23 protein-coding genes and 2 tRNA genes are annotated in these 24,840 nt (G+C 64.5%); 18 read left to right on the top strand and 7 right to left on the bottom strand.

All coding sequences use genetic code 11. The features are described from left to right. Positions 1 to 13: 13 nt before the first annotated feature. A complete protein-coding gene (locus RGQ15_RS08170; RefSeq protein ID WP_311159723.1) occupies positions 14 to 829 on the bottom strand; it encodes an SIMPL domain-containing protein in 816 nt (271 codons plus the stop codon). Positions 830 to 1,026: 197 nt separating this feature from the next. Between RGQ15_RS08170 and RGQ15_RS08175 the strand changes: the two genes are divergently transcribed. From RGQ15_RS08175 to RGQ15_RS08190, 4 genes are all read left to right on the top strand, one after another. Further along, positions 1,027 to 4,128, top strand: a complete 3,102-nt coding sequence (locus tag RGQ15_RS08175) for a hypothetical protein (protein ID WP_311159724.1) — start codon at positions 1,027 to 1,029, stop codon at positions 4,126 to 4,128. Further along, positions 4,129 to 6,039 carry a monovalent cation:proton antiporter-2 (CPA2) family protein gene (locus RGQ15_RS08180; protein ID WP_311159725.1) on the top strand — a complete coding sequence of 637 codons (1,911 nt, stop codon included), beginning with the start codon at positions 4,129 to 4,131 and terminating at the stop codon, positions 6,037 to 6,039. 73 nt (positions 6,040 to 6,112) lie between these two features. Continuing rightward, entirely contained in the window at positions 6,113 to 7,627 is a 1,515-nt protein-coding gene (gatB, locus tag RGQ15_RS08185; RefSeq protein WP_311159726.1) for an Asp-tRNA(Asn)/Glu-tRNA(Gln) amidotransferase subunit GatB, read from the top strand. A gap of 248 nt (positions 7,628 to 7,875) precedes the next feature. Further along, complete coding sequence (locus tag RGQ15_RS08190; RefSeq protein ID WP_311159727.1) at positions 7,876 to 8,415, top strand: DUF4177 domain-containing protein; 540 nt, start codon at positions 7,876 to 7,878, stop codon at positions 8,413 to 8,415. 26 nt (positions 8,416 to 8,441) lie between these two features. Here RGQ15_RS08190 and RGQ15_RS08195 read toward each other — a convergent pair whose 3' ends face one another. Beyond that, a complete protein-coding gene (locus tag RGQ15_RS08195; RefSeq protein WP_311159728.1) occupies positions 8,442 to 8,657 on the bottom strand; it encodes a SlyX family protein in 216 nt (71 codons plus the stop codon). Positions 8,658 to 8,705: 48 nt separating this feature from the next. Between RGQ15_RS08195 and hisS the strand changes: the two genes are divergently transcribed. The 4 genes from hisS to RGQ15_RS08215 are packed head-to-tail and all read left to right on the top strand — an operon-like array spanning position 8,706 to position 12,347. Continuing rightward, positions 8,706 to 10,190 carry a histidine--tRNA ligase gene (gene hisS / locus RGQ15_RS08200; RefSeq protein WP_311159729.1) on the top strand — a complete coding sequence of 495 codons (1,485 nt, stop codon included), beginning with the start codon at positions 8,706 to 8,708 and terminating at the stop codon, positions 10,188 to 10,190. Continuing rightward, a complete protein-coding gene (locus RGQ15_RS08205) occupies positions 10,187 to 11,254 on the top strand; it encodes an ATP phosphoribosyltransferase regulatory subunit (RefSeq protein ID WP_311159730.1) in 1,068 nt (355 codons plus the stop codon). The genes hisS and RGQ15_RS08205 overlap by 4 nt, the downstream gene beginning before the upstream one ends. Next, on the top strand, positions 11,251 to 11,928 hold the full coding sequence (hisG, locus tag RGQ15_RS08210; RefSeq protein WP_311159731.1) for an ATP phosphoribosyltransferase: 678 nt from the start codon (positions 11,251 to 11,253) through the stop codon (positions 11,926 to 11,928). The genes RGQ15_RS08205 and hisG overlap by 4 nt, the downstream gene beginning before the upstream one ends. 50 nt (positions 11,929 to 11,978) lie before the next feature. Beyond that, positions 11,979 to 12,347, top strand: coding sequence for a hypothetical protein (locus RGQ15_RS08215; RefSeq protein ID WP_311159732.1), 369 nt, complete (start codon positions 11,979 to 11,981; stop codon positions 12,345 to 12,347). A gap of 58 nt (positions 12,348 to 12,405) precedes the next feature. Here the strand turns inward: RGQ15_RS08215 and ftsY are convergent, their stop codons facing one another. From ftsY to RGQ15_RS08230, 3 genes are all read right to left on the bottom strand, one after another. After that, positions 12,406 to 13,509: a signal recognition particle-docking protein FtsY gene (gene ftsY, locus RGQ15_RS08220; RefSeq protein WP_311159733.1), complete on the bottom strand. Its 1,104-nt coding sequence runs from the start codon at positions 13,507 to 13,509 to the stop codon at positions 12,406 to 12,408. Positions 13,510 to 13,621: 112 nt separating this feature from the next. Further along, entirely contained in the window at positions 13,622 to 14,551 is a 930-nt protein-coding gene (locus RGQ15_RS08225) for a class I fructose-bisphosphate aldolase (protein ID WP_311159734.1), read from the bottom strand. A 359-nt stretch (positions 14,552 to 14,910) separates the two neighbouring features. Continuing rightward, the gene (locus tag RGQ15_RS08230) at positions 14,911 to 16,107 is read right to left on the bottom strand and encodes a phosphoglycerate kinase (protein WP_311159735.1); all 1,197 of its coding nucleotides are present in this window, start codon (positions 16,105 to 16,107) and stop codon (positions 14,911 to 14,913) included. A 163-nt stretch (positions 16,108 to 16,270) separates the two neighbouring features. On the opposite strand from RGQ15_RS08230, the gene RGQ15_RS08235 reads away from it, so the two are divergent. The 3 genes from RGQ15_RS08235 to RGQ15_RS08245 all read left to right on the top strand — a co-directional run bounded on the left by RGQ15_RS08235 (position 16,271) and on the right by RGQ15_RS08245 (position 17,901). Then, a complete protein-coding gene (locus RGQ15_RS08235) occupies positions 16,271 to 16,780 on the top strand; it encodes a peptidylprolyl isomerase (RefSeq protein ID WP_311159736.1) in 510 nt (169 codons plus the stop codon). Continuing rightward, the gene (locus tag RGQ15_RS08240; RefSeq protein WP_311159737.1) at positions 16,770 to 17,363 is read left to right on the top strand and encodes a peptidylprolyl isomerase; all 594 of its coding nucleotides are present in this window, start codon (positions 16,770 to 16,772) and stop codon (positions 17,361 to 17,363) included. The genes RGQ15_RS08235 and RGQ15_RS08240 overlap by 11 nt, the downstream gene beginning before the upstream one ends. A gap of 76 nt (positions 17,364 to 17,439) precedes the next feature. After that, the gene (locus tag RGQ15_RS08245) at positions 17,440 to 17,901 is read left to right on the top strand and encodes a YaiI/YqxD family protein (RefSeq protein WP_311159738.1); all 462 of its coding nucleotides are present in this window, start codon (positions 17,440 to 17,442) and stop codon (positions 17,899 to 17,901) included. Positions 17,902 to 17,916: 15 nt separating this feature from the next. Here RGQ15_RS08245 and RGQ15_RS08250 read toward each other — a convergent pair whose 3' ends face one another. Together RGQ15_RS08250 and tyrS are read right to left on the bottom strand one after the other, a co-directional pair. Beyond that, a complete protein-coding gene (locus RGQ15_RS08250) occupies positions 17,917 to 18,330 on the bottom strand; it encodes a GFA family protein (RefSeq protein WP_311159739.1) in 414 nt (137 codons plus the stop codon). A 54-nt stretch (positions 18,331 to 18,384) separates the two neighbouring features. Further along, positions 18,385 to 19,629 (bottom strand): tyrosine--tRNA ligase, encoded by a 1,245-nt coding sequence (tyrS, locus tag RGQ15_RS08255; RefSeq protein WP_311159740.1) that lies wholly within the window; start codon positions 19,627 to 19,629, stop codon positions 18,385 to 18,387. A 56-nt stretch (positions 19,630 to 19,685) separates the two neighbouring features. On the opposite strand from tyrS, the gene RGQ15_RS08260 reads away from it, so the two are divergent. The 7 genes from RGQ15_RS08260 (at position 19,686) to fumC (ending at position 24,839) form a co-directional block, all read left to right on the top strand. After that, the gene (locus tag RGQ15_RS08260; RefSeq protein ID WP_409201308.1) at positions 19,686 to 20,792 is read left to right on the top strand and encodes an anhydro-N-acetylmuramic acid kinase; all 1,107 of its coding nucleotides are present in this window, start codon (positions 19,686 to 19,688) and stop codon (positions 20,790 to 20,792) included. 176 nt (positions 20,793 to 20,968) lie between these two features. Continuing rightward, positions 20,969 to 21,730 (top strand): PRC-barrel domain-containing protein, encoded by a 762-nt coding sequence (locus tag RGQ15_RS08265; protein WP_311159741.1) that lies wholly within the window; start codon positions 20,969 to 20,971, stop codon positions 21,728 to 21,730. A 163-nt stretch (positions 21,731 to 21,893) separates the two neighbouring features. After that, positions 21,894 to 21,970: transfer RNA gene (locus RGQ15_RS08270), tRNA-Asp, on the top strand. Positions 21,971 to 21,997: 27 nt separating this feature from the next. Continuing rightward, positions 21,998 to 22,074 (top strand) — tRNA-Asp (locus RGQ15_RS08275). 184 nt (positions 22,075 to 22,258) lie between these two features. Then, positions 22,259 to 22,741, top strand: coding sequence for an SspB family protein (locus tag RGQ15_RS08280; protein ID WP_311159742.1), 483 nt, complete (start codon positions 22,259 to 22,261; stop codon positions 22,739 to 22,741). A 64-nt stretch (positions 22,742 to 22,805) separates the two neighbouring features. Further along, positions 22,806 to 23,360 (top strand): class I SAM-dependent methyltransferase, encoded by a 555-nt coding sequence (locus RGQ15_RS08285; RefSeq protein WP_311159743.1) that lies wholly within the window; start codon positions 22,806 to 22,808, stop codon positions 23,358 to 23,360. Between the two features lie 84 nt (positions 23,361 to 23,444). Beyond that, the gene (gene fumC, locus RGQ15_RS08290) at positions 23,445 to 24,839 is read left to right on the top strand and encodes a class II fumarate hydratase (protein WP_311159744.1); all 1,395 of its coding nucleotides are present in this window, start codon (positions 23,445 to 23,447) and stop codon (positions 24,837 to 24,839) included. The last annotated feature ends 1 nt before the right edge of the window (position 24,840 follow it).

Genomic DNA, 24,840 nt, shown 5'->3' on the forward strand with positions numbered 1-24,840 from the left:
TGCAATCGCAATATCAGTTCTGGGGCGCGGGGACCGGTGCTGGTTCTTCCGGCACATCATCCGGTGCATTTGCGGGCAGCAGTTCGAAGATCGCCGTGACCTGAGCGGTAACTTCCAGCTCTCCCGCAGCGATCGGGACGGGGCTGTCGCCCTTTGCCTCTGCGCGCATCGCCATCATTGGACGCGGGCCTTCCGCGATGGGACTGTCCGACAGTGCGCGCAGGTTGCCAAGCTTCATCCCGGCCGCTTGCGCCATGAGTTCGGCACGGTGCCGCGCATCGGCGACCGCCTCGGCACGCGCCTTGTCCTGCGCCTCGGCCATATCCTCGCGACCGAAGCTAATTCCGCTGATCTCATTCGCGCCGGTCGACACCAGCTTGTCGAGGATGCCGCCCAAGCCGGCGAGATCGCGCACCCGCACATGCACGGTGTTCTGCGCGACATAGCCCACCATTTTCGGCGGCTGGCCGTTATTGTATTCCATCCGCGGCGAAAGGTTCAGCCCGGCCGTCTGGATGTCGCGATCCTCGATACCTTCGGCCTTCAGCGCCTCAAGAACGGCCTGCTGCTGGGTCGAGTTCTGGGTCATCGCCTCGGCCGCAGTTTCTGCCTCTGTGCTGACGCCAAGCGTGATCCGGGCCATGTCTGGCTGGGCGCTGGAGCTGCCCTGACCGGTGACCGTCAGCATCGCGGCGTGATGGCCTTTGCCGTGATGTCCCATGCGGGCGGGCGGCGGCGTGTCGCCGGGCGCGGGTGACTGCGCGACGGCGGCACCGCCGGCCAGGATGGCCAGCGAGGCAGCGGCCAGAAACGGGCGCAGATGGGACATGGGTGTTCACTCCTTGGTGCGGCGCAAGGCATTGAAGCCATGCGCAGTTGTGGTCGAGCACATATAACCATGAAGCATGGTCGCAGATTCCTCACAAAGAGTTGTGCCGCTTTTCACGGAGATCGATCTGCGGTAGTTCATTCAATAGACTTAGAACTCGCGCCACGGCGCCCGGACCTGCAAGGCAAAGCCTATCCATGTCGCTTGATTCCCTTATCGAATATGGTCTGTCGTTCAGTGAGGACGCAGTCCATCTGCAGCATCGCGAGGCTGCTTCCGACCAGGGCAAGGGACAACGCCGACCGGCCTGGCGACATCTGGGTTCTGTCGACTTCGACGAGCCCACGTTCCGCGAGGACCTGATCCAACTGCGGATGATGGCGACGGGGGGTGATGCAGACCTGCCGCTGACGGTCACGCTGGTCATTCCCGATGATCAGATTCTTTACACCACGCTGACCATCGAACCCTCGGGGGATCGCGAGCGCGCGGTCGGGCGTGCGCTGGATGGGTTGACGCCATATGCCATCGAAGAGCTGGCATTCGATTGGGTTGGTTCGGGCGACAGCGTCCGCGTCGCGGCCGTCGCGCGGCAGACCCTGCGCGAGGCCCGCGATTTCGCGGCGGAATACGGGTTCGATGGCTCCGGATTCTGCGCAGATCCCGATGCGGCCCAGTTTCCCGGAGAGCCAGGTTTCGTGCTCGAACAGCCCCAGCGCATGCGGCCGACCATCGATCCGGCGCTGGCGGGTGTGACGGCCGCAGCGATCATGATCGCCGATGAAACCACGTCCGCGACCGAGGCGGCGACCGATCCTTCGGGGTCCGTAGTGAACGTTCCGGCCTTCGCCAAGGGCAAGGGCGTGGAAAGCGACAGCGCCACCGAGGAGACGGATCATCAGCAGGGCGAGCCGTCCGCCCACGAGGACCTGGGCGCCAAGGCCGCGGAGTTCGATTTGCCGGCAGATGCGACAGGCGCCTCAGCGCAAGATGCTCAGGCCGAGGTGCCCGATCTGACTGCCCGGTCTTCGTCCAGCGAAAAGCCCGCCGACGCAAAGCCGATACCGTCGATCATCCGGCATGGACCGGCAAGCTCCGAAACGCGCAAACCCGGCATCAACCCGCGGGCCGAAGCGGTGATGCGCCGTGCGGCCGAGGCAAGACAGAGCCGGAACAGCGGCGAAGCAGCACAGCCGAAGGCACCCACCGCGCCCCGACGACAGGCGCCCGGCCATCGGGGCGGGCTGGGTCGGCTGGCAGTCATGCTGGCGGGGTTGATCCTCGGGCTCGTGCTGATCGGTGCCTATATTCTGCGCGATGAGGTGCCGGCCCAGATTTCGGCCCCTCCGGAAGAACCCGAGATCACGGGCGCTGCCGAGCCGTCCGATCCACCAGTTGGCGATACCGCCTCTGTGTCCGGGCGGGCTCAGGACGAGGGTCGGCAAGCTCCCAACGCTTTCGTGGCGTCCGAGATCGAGGCAGAGCCGATCGAGCCTGGTCCTGCCGGAATTGCGGTTGCTGCCGGCCCAGCTGGGGAGGGATCCCGCGAGCCTTCGCCGGCCGCGCCTGCGCCTGAACCCGTCGTTGCGGTGGAGGCCGAAACGGGGCTTGGGGAACTCGAGCTGCCGCCGCTCGGCTTCGGGGACAGACCGTTGCCCGAGCAGCGCGCAATCCTCAGGGCCGCCGCTGCAGTCGCCGCGGCCGTCGTCCCCCCGGCCCGCGTCACCGCGACGCCCGAACCGGTCGCCCCGTCCCCCGCAACGGCCGCCGCGAACGCGGCGCCCGCTGCGGCGCCCGCTGCGGCGGCTGCCGAGCCATCTGCGCCTTCGTCATCACCGGCAGAACCCTCTGTCATCGTCACGCGTGCCACGCGGCCCGTTTCTGCGCCGGATCAGCGCACGTCCAGGCCTTCAGCGGAAACTGCCGTGCCCCCAAGGGCCGAAGCAGCTGTGGCTCGTGTGACAAGCTCGGTGCGACCGCAGCTTTCGCCGCGTCGCAGCACACCGCAGGCGACTGAACCGCGCATGGACACTGCCCCCCGGGTGCCGTCCGATCCGTTGCCCTACACGGAAAGCCAGCGCGCGTCTCAGCCGATTACAAGCACGCGCCCGCCTGCGCGCAGCCGCGCTGCCGCCGAGCCCGAAGCCCAAACGCAAACCCTTCCTGCCGCCGATCGTAACGCGAGTGTCATCGAGCGGGCCACGCCGTTCGCCGGGGGAATCGTCCGCCCACCGCAGCGCCCGGAAGGCTCGGCGCCCGAGCCCATTGGGCCGGATGTGCTGAATGCAGATGAGCAGGCAATGTTAAGGGCGTTGATCGAGGATATCGGGCGCCGGACTGCGCTCGCGTCGAAACCGGTGCCGCGGGCCTTTGGCCCGCGTTTTGCCGACACACGCCCTGTGCGCAAGCCCGCGCAGGCCGGTGCTGCCACTGATGTCGTCTCGCCCTCGGCGATCAACGAGGTGCTCAAATCGGCCAATGCGAACACGCCCGACAAGCCGTCCGCCAAGGCGGCTTCGGTCGCGAGCTCCTCCCGCCCGGCGGCGCGGCCCTCGGGCCGCGGTTCGGCTTCGACGGTTTCGGACCAAGCCGTCGAAAAGGCCATTGCCTCGGCCGTGAATGCCTCGACCGCGACTCCGGGCGGTGTGCAGCTTTCGGCGCTGCGCAGTTCACCGTTGCCGCCCCGGCGGTCCGATTCGGGCCGTCCCCCCAAAAGCGACGACAAGAATACCGCCGAAAAGCCGGATCAATCGGCCACGGATGGGGCAGTCGCGGCCGCCGTCGCCGCCACGGCCGGACCAAGCGAAGCCGAGATCGCGGCGCGACGGGCACTTGACGAACAGCTCCAAGCTCAGGCAGAGGCGCGCATTCGCGCGCGCGCCCAGGCCGACGCCGCAGCCGAGGCGCAGGCCCGCGCACAGGCCGAAGCCCGCGCACGCGCCCAGGCCGAAGCCGAGGAACGCGCGGCACGGGCCCGCAAGCAGGACTACAAGCCGCCAGAAGTCGATGACGAACCCGAAGTGGCGGCGAATGCTGCATCGGGGGGCGTGACGGCCGCAAGCGTGGCCAAGGCGGCGACGGAATCGCGCGCGCTAGATACGGGACGCACCACGATCATCGGCATCATCGGCGCAGGCAATGCAAGCCGCGCGCTGATCCGGCTCCGGAACGGCAAGATCGTCACCGTCCGTCTTGGCGACAAAATTGACGGCGGTACGATCAACTCGATCGGAAATGGCCGGCTGACCTACGTGAAGGCAGGCAAGACCCGCGAACTCAGATTGCTGGACGGGCGATAGATGGAATCATTTCTCCCGGCCGCCACGGTCTATCTCTTGACCATGGTCATCGCCGTGCCGCTTTCCGCGCGGCTGGGGCTGGGATCGGTTCTGGGCTACCTGATCTCGGGCATCGTCATCGGTCCCGTGCTTGGGCTGGCGGGAAGCGCCACCGAAATGGCCGACCTCCAGCATTTCGCCGAGTTCGGCGTGGTCATGATGATGTTCCTGATCGGGCTCGAGCTTGATCCGCGCACGTTATGGCAGATGCGGCACAAGCTGCTTGGGCTCGCGGGGATGCAGATCCTGGGAACGGTCGCGCTGCTCGCCTCGGTCGCGATGCTATTGGGGCAAAGCTGGCAGATCGCGCTGGCACTCGGCATGATCCTGTCGCTGAGCTCGACGGCGATCGTGCTTCAGACACTGTCGGAAAAGGCGCTGATGCAGACGGCCGGAGGGCGCAGCGCCTTCGCCGTTCTGCTGACCCAGGATATCGCCGTCATCCCGATGATCGCGTTGATGCCGCTTCTGGCTGTGCATGGTGCGGGCGTCTCGGGGGATGATCACGGCGCCGCCTCGATCCTGCAGGGCCTGCCGGGCTGGGCGCTGGCGCTTGTCACGTTGGGGGCGGTCGCTGTCGTGGTGTTGATCGGGCAGTATCTCGTTCGTCCCGCCTTTCGCTATGTGAACTCGTCGCGCGTCGGCGAACTCGATACGGCGCTGGCCCTGCTGATCGTCGTGGGCATCGCCTCGCTCATGGAAACGGTCGGCCTCTCGCCCGCGCTCGGTACCTTCCTTGCGGGCGTGGTGCTTGCGGGATCGGAGTTTCGTCATGATCTTGAAGCGCAGATCGCGCCCTTCAAGGGACTGCTTCTGGGGCTGTTCTTCATCACCGTTGGCGCGGGGATGAACTTCCAGACCCTGTTTGATCGTCCGGCGGCGATCCTGGGCATGACGGTGATCCTGATGGGTATCAAATCATTGGTGCTCTACGGCGTCGCCCGGGCCACCGGTCTGCATGGGCGAGCCCGCACGCTGTTTACCCTGTCGCTCGCCCAAGCGGGCGAATTCGGCTTTGTGCTGATTTCCTTTGCGGTGACACTGGCGATCCTGCCGCGCGCGCTTGCCCAGTCCATGCTGCTGGTGATCTCGCTTTCGATGCTGGCGACGCCGCTTCTGTTCATGCTGTCGGATTATATTTCGCGCCGCATTGCCGAAGATCGTGCTTCAGAACCCCCGGACGAGATCGAGGAGCAGCAGCCGATCATCATCGCGGGCATCGGTCGGTTCGGGCAGGTCGTGAACAGGATGGTCACGATGTCGGGTTTCCAGACCACGGTTCTCGACCATGACCTCGAGGTGATCCAGGTGATGCGTCGTTTCGGCTTCAAGGGTTACTTCGGCGATCCGACCAGGCCCGAGATCCTCAGGGCCGCGGGCATCGAGAAGGCACAGATCCTCGTCGCGACGCTCGACGATCCCGCCGCGAACCTGCGACTGATCCACATTGCGCGGGAAATCCGGCCAGATATCGTCATCGTCGCCCGCGCTTATGATCGTGTGAACGTCTTTCAGCTTTATGAAGCGAAGGCCGACCATATTGTGCGGGAAGTCTTTGACAGCTCGCTGCGCGCGGGTCGCTACGTGCTCGAACGCGCGGGACTGTCCGAATACGAGGCTGCCGAGCTTGAGCGCGTCTATTACCACATGGACCGCGCCGGGCTGCGCCAACTGGCCGAGGTCTGGAAACCCGGCGTATCGCTGGAAGCCAATGCGGAATATATCGAGCGCAGCCGCGAACTGAATCGTCAGCTTGAAACGGCGCTGATGGAACGCTTTGCCCATGGCCCCAGTGCCGCGCCGATCTCCTCCTCCGGAGACGATCTGCCCAATGCAGCACTTGCCGAGAACAGCCGACCCGGCGGGCGCTGAGCATGCGCCCGCAGCACTTGCGACGCGCGGCCCAAGCGCCTAGAAGGCCAGCAACCTTGCCGAAGGAACCGCCATGCTTGACCATCTGACCTATACCTCCCCCGAACCCAAAGTCATCCAGGGTGCGAAGCAGGACTGGGAACTGGTCATCGGCCTGGAAGTCCACGCTCAGGTCGCCTCGAACGCCAAGCTGTTCTCCGGCGCCTCGACCGGCTTCGGGGCCGAGCCGAACAGCCACGTCGCTTTCGTCGATGCCGGCATGCCGGGGATGCTGCCCGTCATCAATGAATTCTGCGTCGAGCAGGCCGTCCGCACCGGTCTGGGCCTCAAGGCCGGGATCAACCTGCGCTCGGCCTTCGATCGCAAGAACTATTTCTACCCGGACCTGCCGCAGGGCTACCAGATCAGCCAGCTCTACCATCCCATCGTGGGCGAAGGCGAGGTGATCGTGGACATGGCCCCCGGCGTCGCGCGCCGCGTGCGCATCGAACGGATCCACCTCGAGCAGGATGCGGGCAAATCAATCCATGACATGGACCCGAACATGTCCTTCGTGGACCTGAACCGCACCGGCGTCGCCCTGATGGAGATCGTCAGCCGCCCCGACATCCGTGGCCCCGAAGAGGCTGCGGCCTATGTCGCCAAGCTGCGCCAGATCATGCGTTATCTGGGCACCTGCGACGGCAACATGCAGAACGGCAACCTGCGGGCCGATGTGAACGTCTCGGTCTGCCAGCCCGGTGCCTATGAGAAATTCATGGAGACCGGCGATTTCGCCCATCTGGGCACGCGCTGCGAAATCAAGAACATGAACTCGATGCGCTTCATCCAGGCCGCGATCGAATATGAGGCGCGCCGACAGATCGCCATCATCGAGGATGGCGGCAAGATCGTGCAGGAAACCCGCCTTTACGATCCGGACAAGGGCGAGACGCGTTCCATGCGGTCGAAGGAAGAGGCGCATGACTACCGCTACTTCCCCGATCCCGACCTGCTGCCCTTGGAAATCGACCAATCCTGGGTCGACCATATCGCGACCGAGATGCCGGAACTTCCCGACGAGAAGAAGGCGCGTTTCGTCACCGGGCTCGGACTGTCGGAATATGATGCCGGCGTGCTGACCGCCGAGGTCGAGAACGCCAATTACTTCGAGGCCGTGGCCACCGGCCGCGACGGCAAGATGGCGGCGAACTGGGTCATCAACGAGCTTTTCGGTCGCCTGAACAAGGAAGGCCTGAGCGTCGAGACCTCGCCGGTTTCATCCCGCCAGTTGGGCGGCGTCATCGACCTGATCGCCAAGGGCGACATCTCGGGCAAGATCGCCAAGGACCTCTTCGAGATCCTTTGGACCGAGGGCGGCGATCCGGCCGAGATCGTGGAAGCACGTGGCATGAAGCAGGTGACCGATCTTGGCGCGATCGAGAAGGCCGTCGATGAAATCATCGCCGCGAATCCGGCACAGGTCGAAAAGGCCCGCGCGAATCCGAAGCTTGCGGGCTGGTTCGTCGGCCAGGTCCTGAAGGCAACCGGCGGCAAGGCCAACCCGGCCGCCGTCAACGAACTGGTCGCGCAGAAGCTCGGACAGTAAATCGCGCGCCCCGGCTTTTCATGACCGCCTTCGGCCATGGCCGAGGGCGGTCTTTTTACCTTGTGGGGAGTTGTCGAATTGATCTGGCGGTCCGCGATCCCACCAAGGCACCGCCATGCCTCACTGGAAAGGGGTTCGCCACCATCCTCACGGAATGACGACACCTGCGGTGCAAGCTGTCGTTGCGCTGCATACTTTCCTTGGCACCACTTCTCGCCTAATCTGCGGGGCAAACGAAAGGCAGTCAGATGAGCAGCTACGAATACACCGTCATTCCGGCGCCTTCGCGCGGCGAAAAGACCAAGGGCGCCAAGACCGGGATCGAGCGTTTCGCAGCCACATTGACGGTCGCTCTGAATGATATGGCGCTGGATGGCTGGGAATATGTCCGGGCTGAAACCCTTCCGGCAGAGGAACGCGCGGGCCTCACCGGGCGGACCACCGTTTATCACAACATCCTGATCTTCAGGCGCAAAATCGTGTCCGATGAACCTGAGGAGCCAATCGCTGCCCCGGTTCCGACACCGACCCCCGCCGCGGCTCCGGCCCCCAGCGCAGCCGAGAGCACTGCGCCGGCTCCCGCGGTGCCCACCCAGCATGTTTCCGAACAACTGTCTGCGGTCGATCTGCCGGCAGATAATCAAGTTCGTGCGCCCTTCAGCCAGCCGATGCGGGCCATGCCCCGGCCCGTGCCGTCACGCAATGTGGAACGCAGCGCCGAGCCACCGTTGACAGCGCCGGAACTGCCGACGCCGGCCGGACCCCGGCTTGGTCCGGCGAACCGTTAGGACGCCTTGGCGCCAAAACGGTCGCTCTACCAATGCGGCGGACGCTGATCGGCCAGGGGAATCGTTCCGCCTTCCGACTCGCGTTCTGCCTCGCGTGCCATCAACATGTCGATCCGGCGGGTCAGGCGGGCGATTTCGCCCTCTTGGCGGGCGACGATGCCCGACAGATCATCCGCAATCCGTGCCAGATGGGCGACGGCCTCTTCCAGGCGCTCGGTTCTTTCCAGCGTCTGCTTGTCCATGCATCCTCCATCCGTTAGACCCCCGCATGGACAAGCCCGAGGCAGACCATGGCGAAAGATCAGAAAAAACAACCCCGACCCAAGGCAGAGACGCCCAAGGGGTTCCGTGACTATTTCGGCGCGGATGTGACCGAACGCAAGCAGATGCTCGACCGCATCGCCGAAATCTATCATCGCCACGGATTTGAGCCGCTGGAAACCAGTGCGGTTGAAACCGTCGAAGCCTTGGGCAAGTTCCTGCCCGACGTGGACCGCCCCAATGCCGGCGTCTTCGCCTGGCAGGAGGCCGAGGTCCCGGGCGGCGGCGCGGGCGACTGGCTGGCGCTGCGCTATGACCTGACCGCGCCCTTGGCGCGTGTCGCGGCGCAGTTCAGGAATGACCTGCCATCGCCCTATCGCCGCTACGCGATGGGCCCGGTCTGGCGCAACGAGAAGCCGGGGCCGGGGCGCTTCCGCCAGTTCTACCAATGCGATGCCGATACGGTTGGCAGCGCCTCGGTTGCGGCCGATGCCGAGATCTGCGGCATGCTGGCCGCGGCGCTTGAACATGCCGGCATCCAGCGCGGCGATTACCTGATCCGCATCAACAACCGCAAGGTTCTGAACGGCATCCTCGAGGCCATGGGCGTCGAGGGCGGCAAGCCTGCCGATGACGTGCTGCGCACCATCGACAAGTTCGACAAGGTCGGCGAGGCGGGCGTGCGCCAGCTTCTGACCACGGGGCGCAAGGACGAATCCGGCGCGATGATCGAGGGCGTGGGCCTGCGCCCCGAACAGGCCGATCCGGTGATCGCCTTCCTGACCTCGAAGGGCGCGGACAATGCCGCGACGCTCGAGAACCTGCGCGCCGCCGTCGGCGCCTCGGCCACCGGCGCCGAGGGCGTTGAGGAGCTGGCGCAGATCTCGGACATGCTCGCCGCGATGGGCGTCGGCGAGGATCGCGCGGTGATAGACCCCTCGATCGTGCGCGGCCTCGGCTATTACACCGGCCCGGTCTTCGAGGCCGAGCTGACCTTCGAGATCCTCGACGAGAAGGGCCGCAAGCGGCAATTCGGCTCGGTCGCGGGCGGCGGGCGCTATGACGGCCTGGTCGAGCGCTTCACCGGCCAGAAGGTCCCGGCCACCGGCGTCTCGATCGGCGTCGACCGCCTGCTGGCCGCCTTGCGCGCCAAGGGGCTGATGGGCGGGGTCGATCAGGGCCCGGTCGTCGTGACCGTGATGGATCGCGACCGCATGGGCGACTACTATGCGATGGCGTCCGAATTGCGCGAAGCCGGCATCCGCGCCGAGGTCTATCTGGGCAACCCGAAGAACTTCGGCAACCAGCTCAAATATGCCGACAAGCGCAACGCGCCGGTCGCCATCATCCAGGGCGGCGACGAGGCCCTGCGCGGCGTCGTGCAGGTCAAGGACCTGATCCTTGGCGCGAAGATCGCGGCCGAGGCCAGCCATGAGGAATGGAAGGCCCAGCCCGCCCAGACCGAGGTGGCGCGCGGTGATCTCGTCGCCGAAGTCCGGCGCATCTTGGGATGAGCAAGCGCGCGAAACAGGCGATCGGCCAGCAGATCCTGGCGGCCTTCCGCGCCGCCGGGGCCGAGGAGGTCGCGCCCGACCTGCTGCTGCCCGCCGAGACGCTGCTGGACCTTTACGGCGAGGACATCCGCGCCCGCGCCTATGTCACACAGGACCCGATCCGGGGCGAGGTCATGCTTCGCCCCGATTTCACCGTTCCCGTCGTGCAGATGCACATGGAAAACGGTGCCGAACCCGCGCGCTACTGCTACCTCGGCGAGATCTTCCGCAAGCAGGACCACGGCGAGCTTCAGCCCGAGCATCCGCGCGACAATGAATACCTGCAGGCCGGTTTCGAGCTTTTCGCGCGCGACCCGGATGCCGATGCCGAGGTCTTCGCGCTGTTCCACGACATCCTCGCGCCGCTGCGGCTGCAGGCGAGCATGGGCGACATGGACCTGCTGATGGACGCGGTCCGCGCGCTGCCCCTGTCGGGCGCGCGCCGCGCCGCGCTGCTGCACCATATTTGGCGGCCGAAGCGCTTCGCCCGGCTGCTCGCGCGCTTCAGCGCCCCCGCCGAGGGGCGCAATTTCGCGCAAGCGCCGACGGCATGGACGGGCCTGCGCTCGCCCGACGAGATGCAGTCCCGCATCGACCGGCTGCAGGCGGATGCGGGCGAACAGCCCTTGGCCGCGCAATGGGTCGAGCGGCTGGAACGGCTCTTCGCGGTCCAGGCTCCGGCCCCGCAGGCTTTGGCGCAGCTGCGCCAGCTTGCCGCCGAGATCCCCGACATCCACGAGGCCGTCGACCGGCTCGAACGCAACCTCGCCGACCTGTCGCGGCGCGGCATCGACGTGGATGCGATCCATTTCGACGCGAGCCACGGCCGTCACACGATGGAATATTACGACGGCATGACCTTCAGCTTTGCCGCTGCGGGGCGCGCCGACTGGCCGCCGGTGGCCTCGGGCGGGCGCTATGACGCGCTGGCCGCGGTGCTGGGGCAGGCGCAGGGCCGCTCGATCCCGGCGGTGGGCGGAATCATCCGTCCGGGCCTTGTCCACGAACTCGGGGGTCTAGAATGATCCGGCTGGGCGTTCCGTCCAAGGGGCGGCTGATGGAGCAATGCTTCGAGTGGTTCGCCGAACGCGGCGTGACCCTGTCGCGCTCGGGTTCTGATCGTGAATATGCGGGTCGGGTCGACGGGGCGGAAAACGTCTCGCTGGTGCTGCTTTCTGCGGGCGAGATCCCGCGCGAGCTTCAGGCGGGGCGCATCCATCTGGGCGTGACCGGCACCGACCTCATCCGCGAGAAGCTGGCGGGCTGGCGCAGCCATGTCGAGGAACTGGCCCCGATGGGCTTCGGCCATGCAGACCTGATCCTCGCCGTGCCCTCCTGCTGGGCCGATTGCGACGATCTGGACGATTTCGCCACCATCGCGCGGGATTTCCGCGCCGAGCATGGCTTCCGGCTGCGCATCGCCACCAAGTATCACCGGCTGGTGCGGGCCTGGCTTTCCGATCAGGAGGTGGCCGATTACCAGCTTGTGGACAGCCAGGGCGCGACCGAAGGCACCGTCGCGAACCTGACCGCCGAGGCGATCGCCGACATTACCTCTTCGGGCGAAACGCTACGCGCGAATCACCTGAAGATCCTTGCCGAAGAGCCGATCCTGCGCAGCCAGGCGACGTTGCTGCGTTCGCTGGCGGCGGGCAGCGACGAACAGGTCAGGGCATTCGCCGCGCAACTGGGGCTTTGACAAGCCGATCCGGCCTGCGCATCGTGGCACTGCCCGAAAGGAGTACCGTTATGCGCCTGCCGATCCTGTTGCTTGCCCTGATGACGACCTCTGCAACTGCCTCGTCCGAGGCGGCATGGGAAGCGTTCCGCGCCGATGTCGAAACGGCCTGTGCCGCACTTGCACCGGCGGATGGTGAAACCGCGATCGAGGTTAACCCGTTCGGTTCTGAAAACTATGGCGCGGCGCTTCTGATCACGGCGCTTCCGGATGGAACGGCCGATCGCTATGTGTGCATTTACGACAAACGCGAAAAGACGGCAGAGCTGACCGCACCCTTCACATTGCCGCATGATCTGGTCGAGCCGGTCGCGGACGAGGCCGGTAATGTCGAGATGGACGAGACGACCACGACGGAATCCCATCTCATCAAGCCATGACATGAAAAGGGCCCGACGTCGGGCATCGCGGCCGTTCCAGACCTGATCCCTGTGGGCGTCAGCCGTCCAGCCCGACCAGTGCGCGGGCGAAATCGCGCGCGTCGAAGGCATCGAGATCGTCGATCTGCTCGCCCACGCCAATCGCATGGATCGGTAGCCCGAACCGGTCGGCCAGCGCCACCAGGACGCCGCCGCGTGCCGTCCCGTCCAGCTTCGTCATGACAAGGCCCGAGACATCCGCAAGCTTCTGGAAGGTTTCGACCTGGTTCAGCGCATTCTGTCCGGTTGTCGCATCCAGCACCAGCAATGTGTTGTGCGGCGCCGAAGGGTCCTTCTTGCGGATGACGCGGACGATCTTGGCCAGTTCCTCCATCAGGTCCTGACGGTTCTGCAGGCGTCCGGCGGTGTCGATCATCAGCAGATCGGCGCCTTCGGCCTCGGCGCGGGTCATCGCGTCAAAGGCAAGGCTTGCGGGGTCCGAGCCCTCGGGCGCGGTCATGACAGGAACGCCCGCCCGTTGGCCCCAGACCTGAAGCTGCTCGACGGCCGCAGCTCGGAATGTATCGCCGGCCGCGATCACGACATTCTTGCCCGCCGCCTTGAACTGACTGGCGAGCTTGCCGATCGTCGTCGTCTTGCCCGCGCCGTTGACGCCGACAACCAGCACAACCTGCGGGCGTTTGGGGTAAAGCGGCAGGGGCTGTGCTACGGGTGTCATGATCCGCGCGATTTCGCCGGCAAGAAGCTCTTTCAGTTCGGTCGAGGACACCCGGCGGCCCAATCTGCCCTCGGCGATGTTCGCCGTGACGCGCAGCGAGGTTTCGACGCCCATATCTGCCTGGATAAGCATCTCTTCGAGCTCTTCCAGCATTTCGTCATTCAGTTCGCGGCGCGGTTCTGTTTCAGCCTTGGATTTGCCGAAAAGGCGGCCAAGCATGCCCGGCCGGGACTGAGATGCCGATGGGGCGGGCTCGGGCGCGGGGAGTTCGACGGGCGCCGGGACGGAGGTCGGGGCCGGGGGAGGCGCGATTTCCTCTTGCGGAGCGGATGGCACGGCTTCGGTGTCAGGGGTCGCGCCTTCGGCGACAAGATCATCCAGCCCCCCGCCGATCTTCGACGATGACCGCGTCAGCCGATCACGCAGTTTCGAGAAAAACGACATGCATCCATCCTTCAATCTTTGGCGCGGAACCTAGGCTTTATTGACCAAAAGGAAAAGGGCGCCCAGCAGGCGCCCTTCGTTTCTGTCCGGCCTTGCGCCTGCAAAGAGGCGATCAGGCCTTGCCGAGGTAGATGTCGACCAGCTTCGACAGCATGTCCAGCGCGTCTTCACGCGAACGCTGGAAGCTGTTGCGGCCGATGATCGAGCCATTGCCGCCGCCGTCGCGGATCGCGCGGGCGTCGTCATAGACCGCATCCGCGCCTTTAGCCGCGCCGCCCGAGAAGACGACGATGCGGCGACCGGCGAAGGACGCCTGCATGCAATGCTCGACGCGCTTGGCCTGGGTCGCGATGTCGATCTGCTTGTCCTCGTAGACCTTCTTCGCTTCCGGCAGCATCAGGTGGTCGGTCGAGAGCTTGATCTTGATGATGTGGGCGCCGATCAGGGCGGCGATCTGGGCCGCATAAGCCGCGACGTCGATCGCGGTCTCGCCATCCTTGGTGATCGCCTCGCCGCGCGGGTAGGACCAGATCACGGTCGCGACGCCTTTCGCGGCGGCTTCCTTGCGCATCTCGACGATCTCTTCGAACATGTCGAGCGCCAGGTCCGAGCCCGGATAGATGGTGAAGCCGATGGCCGAGCAGCCAAGCCGCAGCGCGTCATCGACCGAAGCGGTGATCGCCTGGTTCTTGCCGGCGGTGTTCGACATCAGCGAATTGGCCGAGTTCACCTTGAGGATGGTCGGTATCTGGCCGGCAAAGGTATCGGCGCCGGCTTCGATCATTCCCAGCGGGGCGGCATAGGCGTTCAGGCCGGCATCGATCGCCAGCTGGTAGTGGTAATGGGGGTCGTAGCCCGCCGGGTTCGGAGCGAAGCTGCGCGCCGGGCCATGCTCGAAGCCTTGGTCGACGGGCAGGATGATCATCTTGCCGGTGCCCGCAAGCTTGCCGGTCATCAGCATGCGCGCCAGTTGCGCTTTCACGCCGGGGGTCTCGCCTTCATAATTGGCAAGGATCTTGCGGACAGTATCGGTCATCTGCATCTGAAACTCCAATCCAGTTCGGCCGTGACTTAGCAAAACCCACGGCAAGGGCAATTCGGGTTGCGCTAACAGGGGGCCTTACTTTTCAGTGCCTAAGGGGTGAACCTTGCAGTTCGGTGAAATTGTGCCGAAGCACGAGGCAAAGGCGGAACGATGAATGCCTAGGCGCGTTTCGGCTGATGGCATCGGGAGAATGATCCTTCGTCAACAAAGACCTTGGCGGCATTCCCGAATATTCCCGACAGGACCAACCGGTTCCCTGCGATCATCGGGTTTGAACCCGCGCGCGCGGCGGGAACGTTCTTCTGCTGTTGCGGAAATGAAGAAGGGGCCCCCGTCAGGGCCCCTGCAAGGCGAGTTCAGCGTTTTTGCAACGCGGCGACGCCAGGAAGCTCCTTGCCTTCCATCCATTCGAGAAAGGCACCGCCCGCCGTCGAAATGAAGGTGAAGTCGCCCGAAACACCAGCCTTGTTCAACGCAGCCACGGTATCTCCGCCGCCCGCGACCGAAACCAGCTTGCCTTCGCGCGTGAGACGTGCGGCCTCTTGTGCGGCCGCGTTGGTCGCCGCATCGAAGGGGACGATCTCGAAGGCGCCGAGCGGGCCGTTCCAGATCAAGGTCCGAGACTGCTCGAACACTTCCCGGATCTTGGCGACCGATTCCGGTCCGGCATCCAGGATCATGGCATCGGCCGGGCAGGCATCTGCCGGGACCGTCTCGCTTTCCGCGCCGGCCTTGAACTCGCGTGCGACCACCACATCCGTCGGCAGGTGGATCGTACAGCCCGAGCTTTCCGCCTTGGCCAGGATCTCGCGCGCGGTGTCGGCCATGTCGCGTTCGGCCAGCGACTTTCCGACCTCGATGCCCTGAGCGACAAGGAAGGTGTTCGCCATGCCGCCCCCGATCACGAGGTGATCGACCTTGGTAATGAGATTGACGAGCAGGTCGAGCTTGGTCGAGACCTTCGCCCCGCCCACCACGGCGACGACCGGACGCTGCGGCGTGCCAAGCGCGGCATCCAGTGCCGTGAGCTCTGCCTCCATCAGGCGGCCGGCAGCGGCTGGCAGCAGCCGCGCGACTCCTTCGGTCGAAGCATGTGCGCGATGCGCGGCAGAGAAGGCATCGTTGACATAGGCGCCGCCCAAGGCCGCGATCGAGGCGGCGAAGGTCGAATCGTTGGTTTCCTCGCCCGGGTAGAAGCGTGTGTTCTCCAGAAGCAGAACGTCGCCGGGCTGAAGATCGGCGACGGCGCGCTTGGCGGGACCGCCGATCGCTTCTTCCGAGAACTTCACCGGTTGGCCAAGGGCCTTCTCCAGCTCGGGGAGAACGACCTTCAGGCTCATGCTTTCGACCCGCTGGCCCTTGGGACGGTCGAAATGGGCCAGCAGCACCGGAATGCCGCCCTTGGCCTGGATATCCTTGACCGTCGGCACGATCTTTTCGATGCGCGTCGCATCGGTCACCTGGCCGTTCTCGACCGGAACGTTCACGTCTACTCGGGTCAAGACCACCTTGCCGTCGAAGTCCAGGTCGTCGATCGTGTTGAAATCCGCCATGCTTGTCCCTTTCATGCGCCGTTCACGCGGCCTTGCGAGCTTGTCACGCAAGTTGATATTTTCGTCAACCTGCACCGGCAGCGAACCGCCGGGCAATGGTGGCGTTGTATGGGCGGCACGAAATGCTTATGCCTTTGCCCGAGCCATCAGAAGGAGAACCCCCATGGCCGAGATCAAGGATCCAGAAAACACGGTCATCATCGAGCTGAAGGACGGCCCGGTCGTGATCGAGCTTCTGCCCGACGTCGCACCCAAGCATGTCGAGCGGATGAAGGAACTGGCCCGCGCCGGGAAATATGACAATGTGGCCTTCCACCGCGTGATCGAGGGCTTCATGGCCCAGACCGGCGATGTGGAACACGCCAATATGGAAAACAACTACAATCCGGGCCGCGCTGGCACGGGTGGTTCCGACCTGCCGGACCTGCCCGCCGAGTTCTCGCGCCTGCCGCATGACCGTGGCACGCTGGGTGCCGCGCGTTCGATGAACCCGAACTCGGCCAACAGCCAGTTCTTCATCAACTTCCGGGACAACCATTTCCTGAACGGCCAATACACGGTCTATGGTCGCGTGATCGACGGCATGGAACATGTCGACAAGATCATGCGCGGCGAGCCGCCGGCGAACCCCGACCGGATGATCTCGGTAAAGGTCGCGGCCGATGCAGAGTAAACTGCTGATCCCGGCGCTGCTTCTGGCAGCAGGTGCCGCGCATGCCGAGGGCCTGCCGGGCGTGTCAGACGGGGCGGGCCCCAATCTCGTGATCGAGGTTGCGGATTCGACCGGCGCGGCCAAGGGCAAGATCGTGCTGGACCTTTATGCCGACAAGGCCCCGAAACATGTCGAGCGGCTCGTGTCGCTCGCGAAATCGGGTTCCTATGACGGGGTTGTCTTCCATCGCGTGATCGACGGCTTCATGGCCCAAACGGGTGATGTGGAATTCGGCAAGCATGGCGCAGATACTGCCCGTGCGGGCATGGGCGGCTCGTCCATGCCGGACCTCGCCGCCGAGTTCAACGATGTCAGCTTCCAGCGCGGCACCGTCGGCATGGCCCGCTCGCAGGATCCCAACAGCGCCAACAGCCAATTCTTCATCGACCTCGCTCCGGCGGAGTTCCTTGATGGCCAGTACACGGTCGTCGGGCAACTCGTCGACGGTTGGGACGTGCTGAACGCCATCAAAAAGGGCGACCCGGCCGCGAACGGTTCGGTGGTCGAGCCCGATTACATGGTCAAGGTGACTGTCGAGGAGTGATCCTGCGGGTTCATGCATGACCTGGAAGCCCCGCCCGCGCGGGGCTTCCTTTTTCGATCCGTCCCGGAGATGCGGAATGACCACGCTTTACATCGACGCCGATGCCTGTCCGGTCAAGACCGAGGCCGAGCGCGTCGCCACCCGGCTGCGCTTGCCGATGGTGCTGGTCTGCAATGGCGGTCTGCGCCCCTCAGGCAATCCTTTCGTCACACTGGAAATCGTTCCCGAAGGGCCAGATGTCGCCGACAAATGGATCGCCGAGCATTGCGGACCGGGTGATGTGGTGGTCACGACTGATATTCCGCTGGCCGATCGCTGTCTCAAGGCGGGGGCGCAGGTGATCCAGCCCAATGGCGAAGTGCTGACGCTGGCCAATATCGGCGGGCGGCTCGCGACGCGCGATCTGATGCAGGACATTCGCGCCGCCGATCCGTTCCACCAGGGGCGGGGCGGGGGCTTCACCAAGGCCGATCGCGCGCAGTTCCTTCAATCGCTGGATCGGGTGATGGTGGCTGCACAAAGGGTCTCGCGCGACTGATCGGCGCGGCGAGCGTCAGACTGGCGAATAGCGCAGGACCCCGGCAATTCCCGATCTGCCGTCGGAAGGGTGATGCACGCCGTCATTGACGATCACCTCGGCAAAGTCGAAAGGGCTGACACCTTCGATGCAGGCAACATTGACACCGTATTCGTCCGGGTTCGAACGTCGCTGGTGATGGGTATAGATCCCGCAGGTCTTGCAGAACCAATGCTTCGCCGCATGGGTGTTGAACTGGTAGAGCGTCAGGTTTTGTTCGCCCGAGACTATGTCGACGTCACCCAGACGCGCGGTGACGGCCACTGCGCCCCGCATCCGGCAGAATGAACAGTCACAGCGCCGCACAGTGTTGAAGCCGTCGGCCAATCGAACGCGGAAGCGAACGGTTCCGCAGTGACAGGCGGCTTCATGCTTCTTGGCGTCGGTCATGCTGGTTTCCTCTTGGGTAAATGAAAAAGGCCGGGGTTTCCCCCGGCCTTTCGCTCATCCGATCTGCACCATCCGGTGCTTCTTCTTGCCGACCGAGATTTTCAGCCCTTCACCGATCAGCGCCGCATCGACAGAAAGCATCGGGTCGGCGACAGGTTCATTGTTGAGCTTCAGCCCGCCTTCGGCGATCAGGCGCTTGGCTTCTTTCCCCGAGGTGGTAATGCCGGTCTGGGCCAGAAGCTGAACGACGGTGAGGCCATTCGACAGCGCATCTGCCCCGATGGTCACGACCTCGAGATCGCCGCCCGCGCCGCCCTGCTCGAAGACCTCGCGCGCAGTGGTCTCGGCCGATGCCGCAGCCTCGGCGCCGTGCAGAAGCGTCGTGACCTCATTCGCCAAGATGATCTTGGCGGCGTTGATCTCGGACCCCTGCAGCGCGCCTAGGCGCTCGCATTCATCGACCGGCAGGTCGGTGTAAAGCTTCAGGAAGCGGCCGACATCGGCATCGGTCGAGTTGCGCCAGAACTGCCAGAACTCGTAGGGCGAAAGCATCGCGCCATTGAGCCAGACCGCGCCGCCGGCCGACTTGCCCATCTTGCGCCCGTCCGAGGTGGTCAGCAGCGGCGAGGTCAGGCCGAAAATCTCGCCTTCCAGCACGCGGCGGGTCAGGTCGATCCCGTTGATGATATTGCCCCATTGGTCCGAGCCGCCCATCTGCAAGCGGCAATCGTAGCGCCGGTACAGTTCCAGGAAGTCATAGGCCTGCAGGATCATGTAGTTGAATTCGAGGAAGCTGAGCGACTGCTCGCGATCCAGCCGCGATTTCACGGATTCAAATGACAGCATCCGGTTGACCGAGAAATGCCGCCCGATATCGCGCAGGAAATCGAGGTAGTTCAGGTTGTCCAGCCATTCGGCATTGTTGAGCATCATCGCCTTGCCCTCGCCGTAATCGAGGTAGCGGGCAAAGACCTGGCCCATGCCGTCGATATTCGACTGGATGGCGTCGGGGGTCAGCAGCGGGCGTTCCTCGCTGCGGAACGAGGGATCGCCGACCTTGGTCGTGCCGCCGCCCATCAGGGTGATCGGGCGGTTGCCGGTCTTCTGGAACCAGCGCAGCATCATGATGTTCAAGAGGTGGCCGACATGCAGGCTGGCGGCGGTTGCGTCATAACCGATATATGCCGTGACCGGACCTTCGATGAGCGCGTCGTCCAGCGCCTGCAGATCGGTGCAGTCCGCCAGATAGCCGCGCTCCATCATGACATGGAGGAATTCGGACTTGGCATGGTAGGTCATGAGCTTTTCCTTTCGAATGGCGCGGATATACCGTCAGCAGGGAAAAAGGGAAAGTGATGGAAATGCTGCAGGCGCTGGGGATGATGTCGGGAACCTCGCTCGATGGGGTCGATGCCGCGATGATCGAAACCGACGGCATCCGCATCGGCGGCTTTGGCCGCAGCGCCTATCGCGCCTATTCCGGCAATGAATCCGCGATGCTGCATGGCGCGCTGGGGCAATGGCCGGGCGGGCCGGACGTGGCCGAGGCGGCGGGGCTTTCGGTTTCCGCCCATGCTGCGCTTGCCGAGACATTTCCCGAGGCCGAACTGGTTGGCTATCACGGCCAGACATTGGCGCATGATCCCCACGGGCGGGGCACGCATCAGGCGGGGGATGGCGCGGCGCTGGCGCAAAGGCTTCGCCGCCCGGTGGTCTGGGATTTCCGCAGCGAAGATGTGCGGCAAGGGGGGGAAGGGGCGCCGCTGGCTCCGTTCTTTCACTGGGCTTGCGCGAACTGGGCCATGGGACAGGGGGTTCTTCCGGCTGCGCCCGTCGCATTTTTGAACCTGGGAGGTGTCGGTAATCTCACATGGGTCGACCCCAAGGCAGAGACACCCGACGCACCGGGCGCCTGTATCGCCTTCGATACCGGGCCCGCCAATGCCCCGATCAACGATCTGGTGCGGCGGCGCAGGGGCGCAGATCGTGACGAAGGCGGAGCGCTGGCTGCCGCAGGGCGACCGGACGAGGAGGTGCTGGCGCGTTTCCTCGGCCATCCGCATTTCGCGCGGCCCGTCCCGAAATCGCTGGACCGGGACGCCTTCCCCGATCTGCCGGGGGATGTGGCCGCATTGTCGGACAGCGACGCTGCGGCGACGCTGACCCATGCGGCGGCGGCGGCGGTCGCGGCGGGAATTTCCCATCTGCCCCGTGCGCCGGAACTGGTCCTGGTCTGCGGCGGCGGGCGGCACAATGTAGCCATGATGGCGGCGCTGGAACAGCGGCTGGCCAGCCGAGTGGCGCCGGTCGAAGAGGCCGGGCTGGACGGGGATATGCTGGAAGCACAGGCCTTTGGCTGGCTTGCCGTGAGGGTGCTGCGCGGATTGCCCACATCGGGTCCGGGGACGACGGGCGCGCCCGGGCCGGTCTGTGGCGGCAGGATCAGCCATCCACGGACATGAACGCTTCGAAAAAACGGGCCACTGGTTCCCAGGAAATGAAAATCAGCCGGCTAATTTTTCGTGATCAGAAAACTGACACCTGCGAAGGAACGATGACAGTTTCCGTGACGTTTCAGAGCCATAGAACGGCAACATGCCGTCGCCACGAAAAACGACAACCGGAAAGGACCTCGTCCATGAAACCTCTTGTCATTGCCGCGACCGCGCTGGCGCTTGTCGGTCCCGCCTATGCCCAGACAACCCCGGCGATGCCCGCCGATCAGGCGGCCGAAACTGCTGCCGAAAGCGCCGAGACTGCGGCAGAAAACGCCGAAGCGGCGGCCGAGACCGCCGCGGACGAAGCTGGCGCCGCCGCCGAACTGGCAGTCGATGAGGCCGCGAGCGAAGCTGACAAGGCTGCCGATGCGGCTGCAACGGCAGCCGATGATGCGGCAATGGCCGCAGAGGGCATGAACGAGGCGGCCGCAGAGAACGCGGCCGACGCGGCTGGCGATGCCGAAGCCGCAGCTTCGGACGCCGCCGACTCGGCCGCAGAGGCAGCCGCCGAAGCGCCGGTCACCCCCCCGGACGTCAATCCTCCCGCAATTTCCGAGGCTGATCCGGGCCTGCTGAGCTCATGGCTTACCAGCCGTCGCATCTGGACGACCAATCAACCCTCGTCGAGCGACTGGGATCAGCCCGAGATGATGGAGGAGCGCCCGGCCGATTGGCAGGATATCGCCAAGGTGAACGACATCGTTCTGGATGAGTCGGGTCAGGTCGTCGGCTATATCGCCGATATCGGCGGCTTCCTTGGCATCGGGGCGAAGAAGGTCCTGCTGGGCGTTGACGCCATCCACATGGTTACCGTGGGCAACGACACGTTCTTTGCCACGAACTACACCAAGGACGAGCTCACGGCTCTTCCCGACTTCGACGAGAAGACGGTTCGCAAGTGATCCCCGGATCTCTGACATCGAAAGGGCGCCCCCGGGGCGCCCTTTTTCGCAATCCGAAGAAGTTTTCCCTCGGCATGCATTTTTCGTCAAACAGGCACTTGACGCCACCCGCCGGCCTGCGTAAACCGCCCGCACTCCAGAGGCGATCTGGGGAAAGTAGCGAGCGGTTGTAGCTCAGTTGGTTAGAGTACCGGCCTGTCACGCCGGGGGTCGCGGGTTCGAGCCCCGTCAACCGCGCCACTACTTTCTGAAATCGCCAAACGATGCGCGGTTGTAGCTCAGTTGGTTAGAGTACCGGCCTGTCACGCCGGGGGTCGCGGGTTCGAGCCCCGTCAACCGCGCCATCATTTCATCTCTGGAACAAAGCGGCGCCCTTCGGGCGCCTTTTTGTTTTTGCTTTGAGCAAGCTGTTTCGCGCAGCTGATTTCTCGCTCGTTGCGCGGCTGGTGTCCTCATTCACGGGGTGCTAGGGGCTTTTCATCGGGGTGCAATCCCCTATGCTGGCCGACAGAGAGAAGGGGGACGCCGATGGCGCGAGGAATCGATTACGGCGGGATGATGCATCGAGCCATGCAACGGCTGATTGCGGATGTTCTGCGTGCCGTGGCGGCCGAGGGACTGCCGGGCGAGCATCACTTCTTCATCACCTTCGACACGCGTGATTCGGGCGTGGACATCGCGGACTGGCTGCGCGAGCGTTACCCCGAAGAGATGACGATCGTCATTCAGCATTGGTTCGACAATCTGGAAGTCACGCCCGAAGGCTTCAGCATCACCCTGAATTTCGGCAACTCGCCCGAGCCGCTCTACATCCCGTTCGACGCGGTTCGCACCTTCGTCGATCCGTCGGTCGAATTCGGACTGCGTTTCGAAAACCAGATCGAAGACGATGACGAAGATGAAGACGACGAAGAAGCTGAATTCATCGATGATATCGACGATGATCATGGCGGCGACGACACACCCAAGGGTGGGGCCGAGGTGGTCAGCCTGGACAAGTGGCGCAAGTAACCCGTCATACCTTTGTCACCGGCACGAAATAGAGGCGGTCTCAGCGTGAAAGCTGGAGGCCGCCTTGTCCGATCTGTCCCTGTTTCTTGGCCAGTTCCTGCGCCGCCCTTCCGAGATCCGTGCGATCGCTCCGACCGGACGGGCCACCGCGCGCGAAATGGCGCGACTGATCACGCCGGAAATGGAGGCGGTCGCCGAGATCGGGGCAGGTACCGGAACCATCACGCAGGCGATCCTTGCGCGTGGCCTGCCAGCTGAACGGCTTGAGCTTTACGAACTGAACGCGGCCTTTTGCAGCCGGTTGCGGCAACGTTTTCCGGGCGCGCTGGTGCACAATCTTCCGGCGCAGGAAATGGTGAATGTCGGAAGGCGGGGGCTTGATGCGGTCATCTCGGGTGTGCCAACGCTGCCGATGCCCGATGATCTGCAGGCCGCAATCGTGGGCGCGGCGCTTGGCATGATGAAGCCCGGTGCACCCTTCGTGCAGATCACCTACGGCCCCGTCGCTCCGCTGTCGGAACCGGTGCGGGCGCGCTTTGGCCTTCGCCATGTCAAGAGCCGCCGCATCTGGGCAAACCTGCCCCCGGCACAGGTCTATGTCTTTCGCCAGACGGCGTGAGCGCTAACTGCATACATTCGTATACCATTTGCGAATCCGATGCGCTGGCGATAGAACCCCCGCAAAACCGCGAGGGAATATGACATGACCGATTTCCGCACCGAGACCGACAGCTTCGGCCCGCTCGAGGTCCCATCCGACAAGTACTGGGGGGCGCAAACTCAGCGCTCGATCCAGAACTTCCCGATCGGCTGGGAAAAGCAGCCCGTTCCGATCATCCGTGCGCTTGGCATCATCAAGCAGGCCGCCGCACAGGTGAACATGGCGACCGGCAAGCTGGATCCGGCGATCGGCAATGCCATGGTCGAAGCCGCGTCGGAAGTGGTTGCAGGCAAGTTCGACGACAACTTCCCGCTGGTCGTCTGGCAGACCGGTTCGGGCACCCAGTCGAACATGAACGCGAACGAGGTCATCTCGAACCGCGCCATCGAGATCCTGGGCGGCGAGATGGGCTCGAAAAAGCCGGTCCACCCGAACGACCATTGCAACATGGGCCAGTCCTCGAACGACACCTTCCCGACAGCGATGCATGTGGCGATCGGCATGCAGGCGCGCGACGTGCTGATCCCGGGCCTCGAGAAGCTGCACAAGGCGCTGGTCGCGAAATCCGAAGAATTCAAGGACATCATCAAGATCGGCCGCACCCATACGCAGGATGCGACCCCTCTGACGCTGGGCCAGGAATTCGGCGGCTACGCCCATCAGGTCGCCAAGGGCATCGAGCGCGTGAAGCTGGCCCTGACCGACATCTACGAGCTGGCGCAGGGCGGCACCGCCGTCGGCACCGGGCTGAACACCAAGAAGGGCTGGGACGTGGCGATCGCCGCCGAGATCGCCAAGATCTCGGGCCTGCCCTTCGTCACCGCGCCGAACAAGTTCGAGGCACTGGCCGCGCATGACGCGATGGTCTTCTTCTCGGGCGCGCTGAAAACCGTCGCGGGCTCGCTCTTCAAGATCGCGAACGACATGCGCCTGCTGGGTTCGGGTCCGCGCTCGGGTCTGGGCGAGCTGATCCTGCCGGAAAACGAGCCGGGCTCGTCGATCATGCCGGGCAAGGTCAACCCGACCCAGGCCGAGGCGCTGACCATGGTCTGCGCCCATGTCATGGGCAATGACGCGGCCATCGGCTTCGCCGGTTCGCAGGGCCATTTCGAGCTGAACGTCTATAACCCGATGATGTCCTATAACGTGCTGCAGTCGATGCAGCTCTTGGGCGACGCGGCCAGCTCGTTCACCGATAACATGGTCGTGGGCACGCAGGCCAACCTGCCGCGCATCGACAAGCTGATGAAGGAATCGCTGATGCTGGTGACGGCGCTGGCGCCGACCATCGGCTATGACAACGCGACCAAGGTGGCCAAGACCGCGCACAAGAACGGCACCACGCTCCGCGAAGAGGCGATCGCGCTCGGCCTGGTCGATGGCGAAACCTTCGATCAGGTTGTCCGCCCCGAGCAGATGGTCGGTCCGGAGGACTGAT

The sequence above is a fragment of the Paracoccus sp. MBLB3053 genome, assembly GCF_031822435.1.
GTDB lineage: Bacteria > Pseudomonadota > Alphaproteobacteria > Rhodobacterales > Rhodobacteraceae > Paracoccus > Paracoccus aurantius.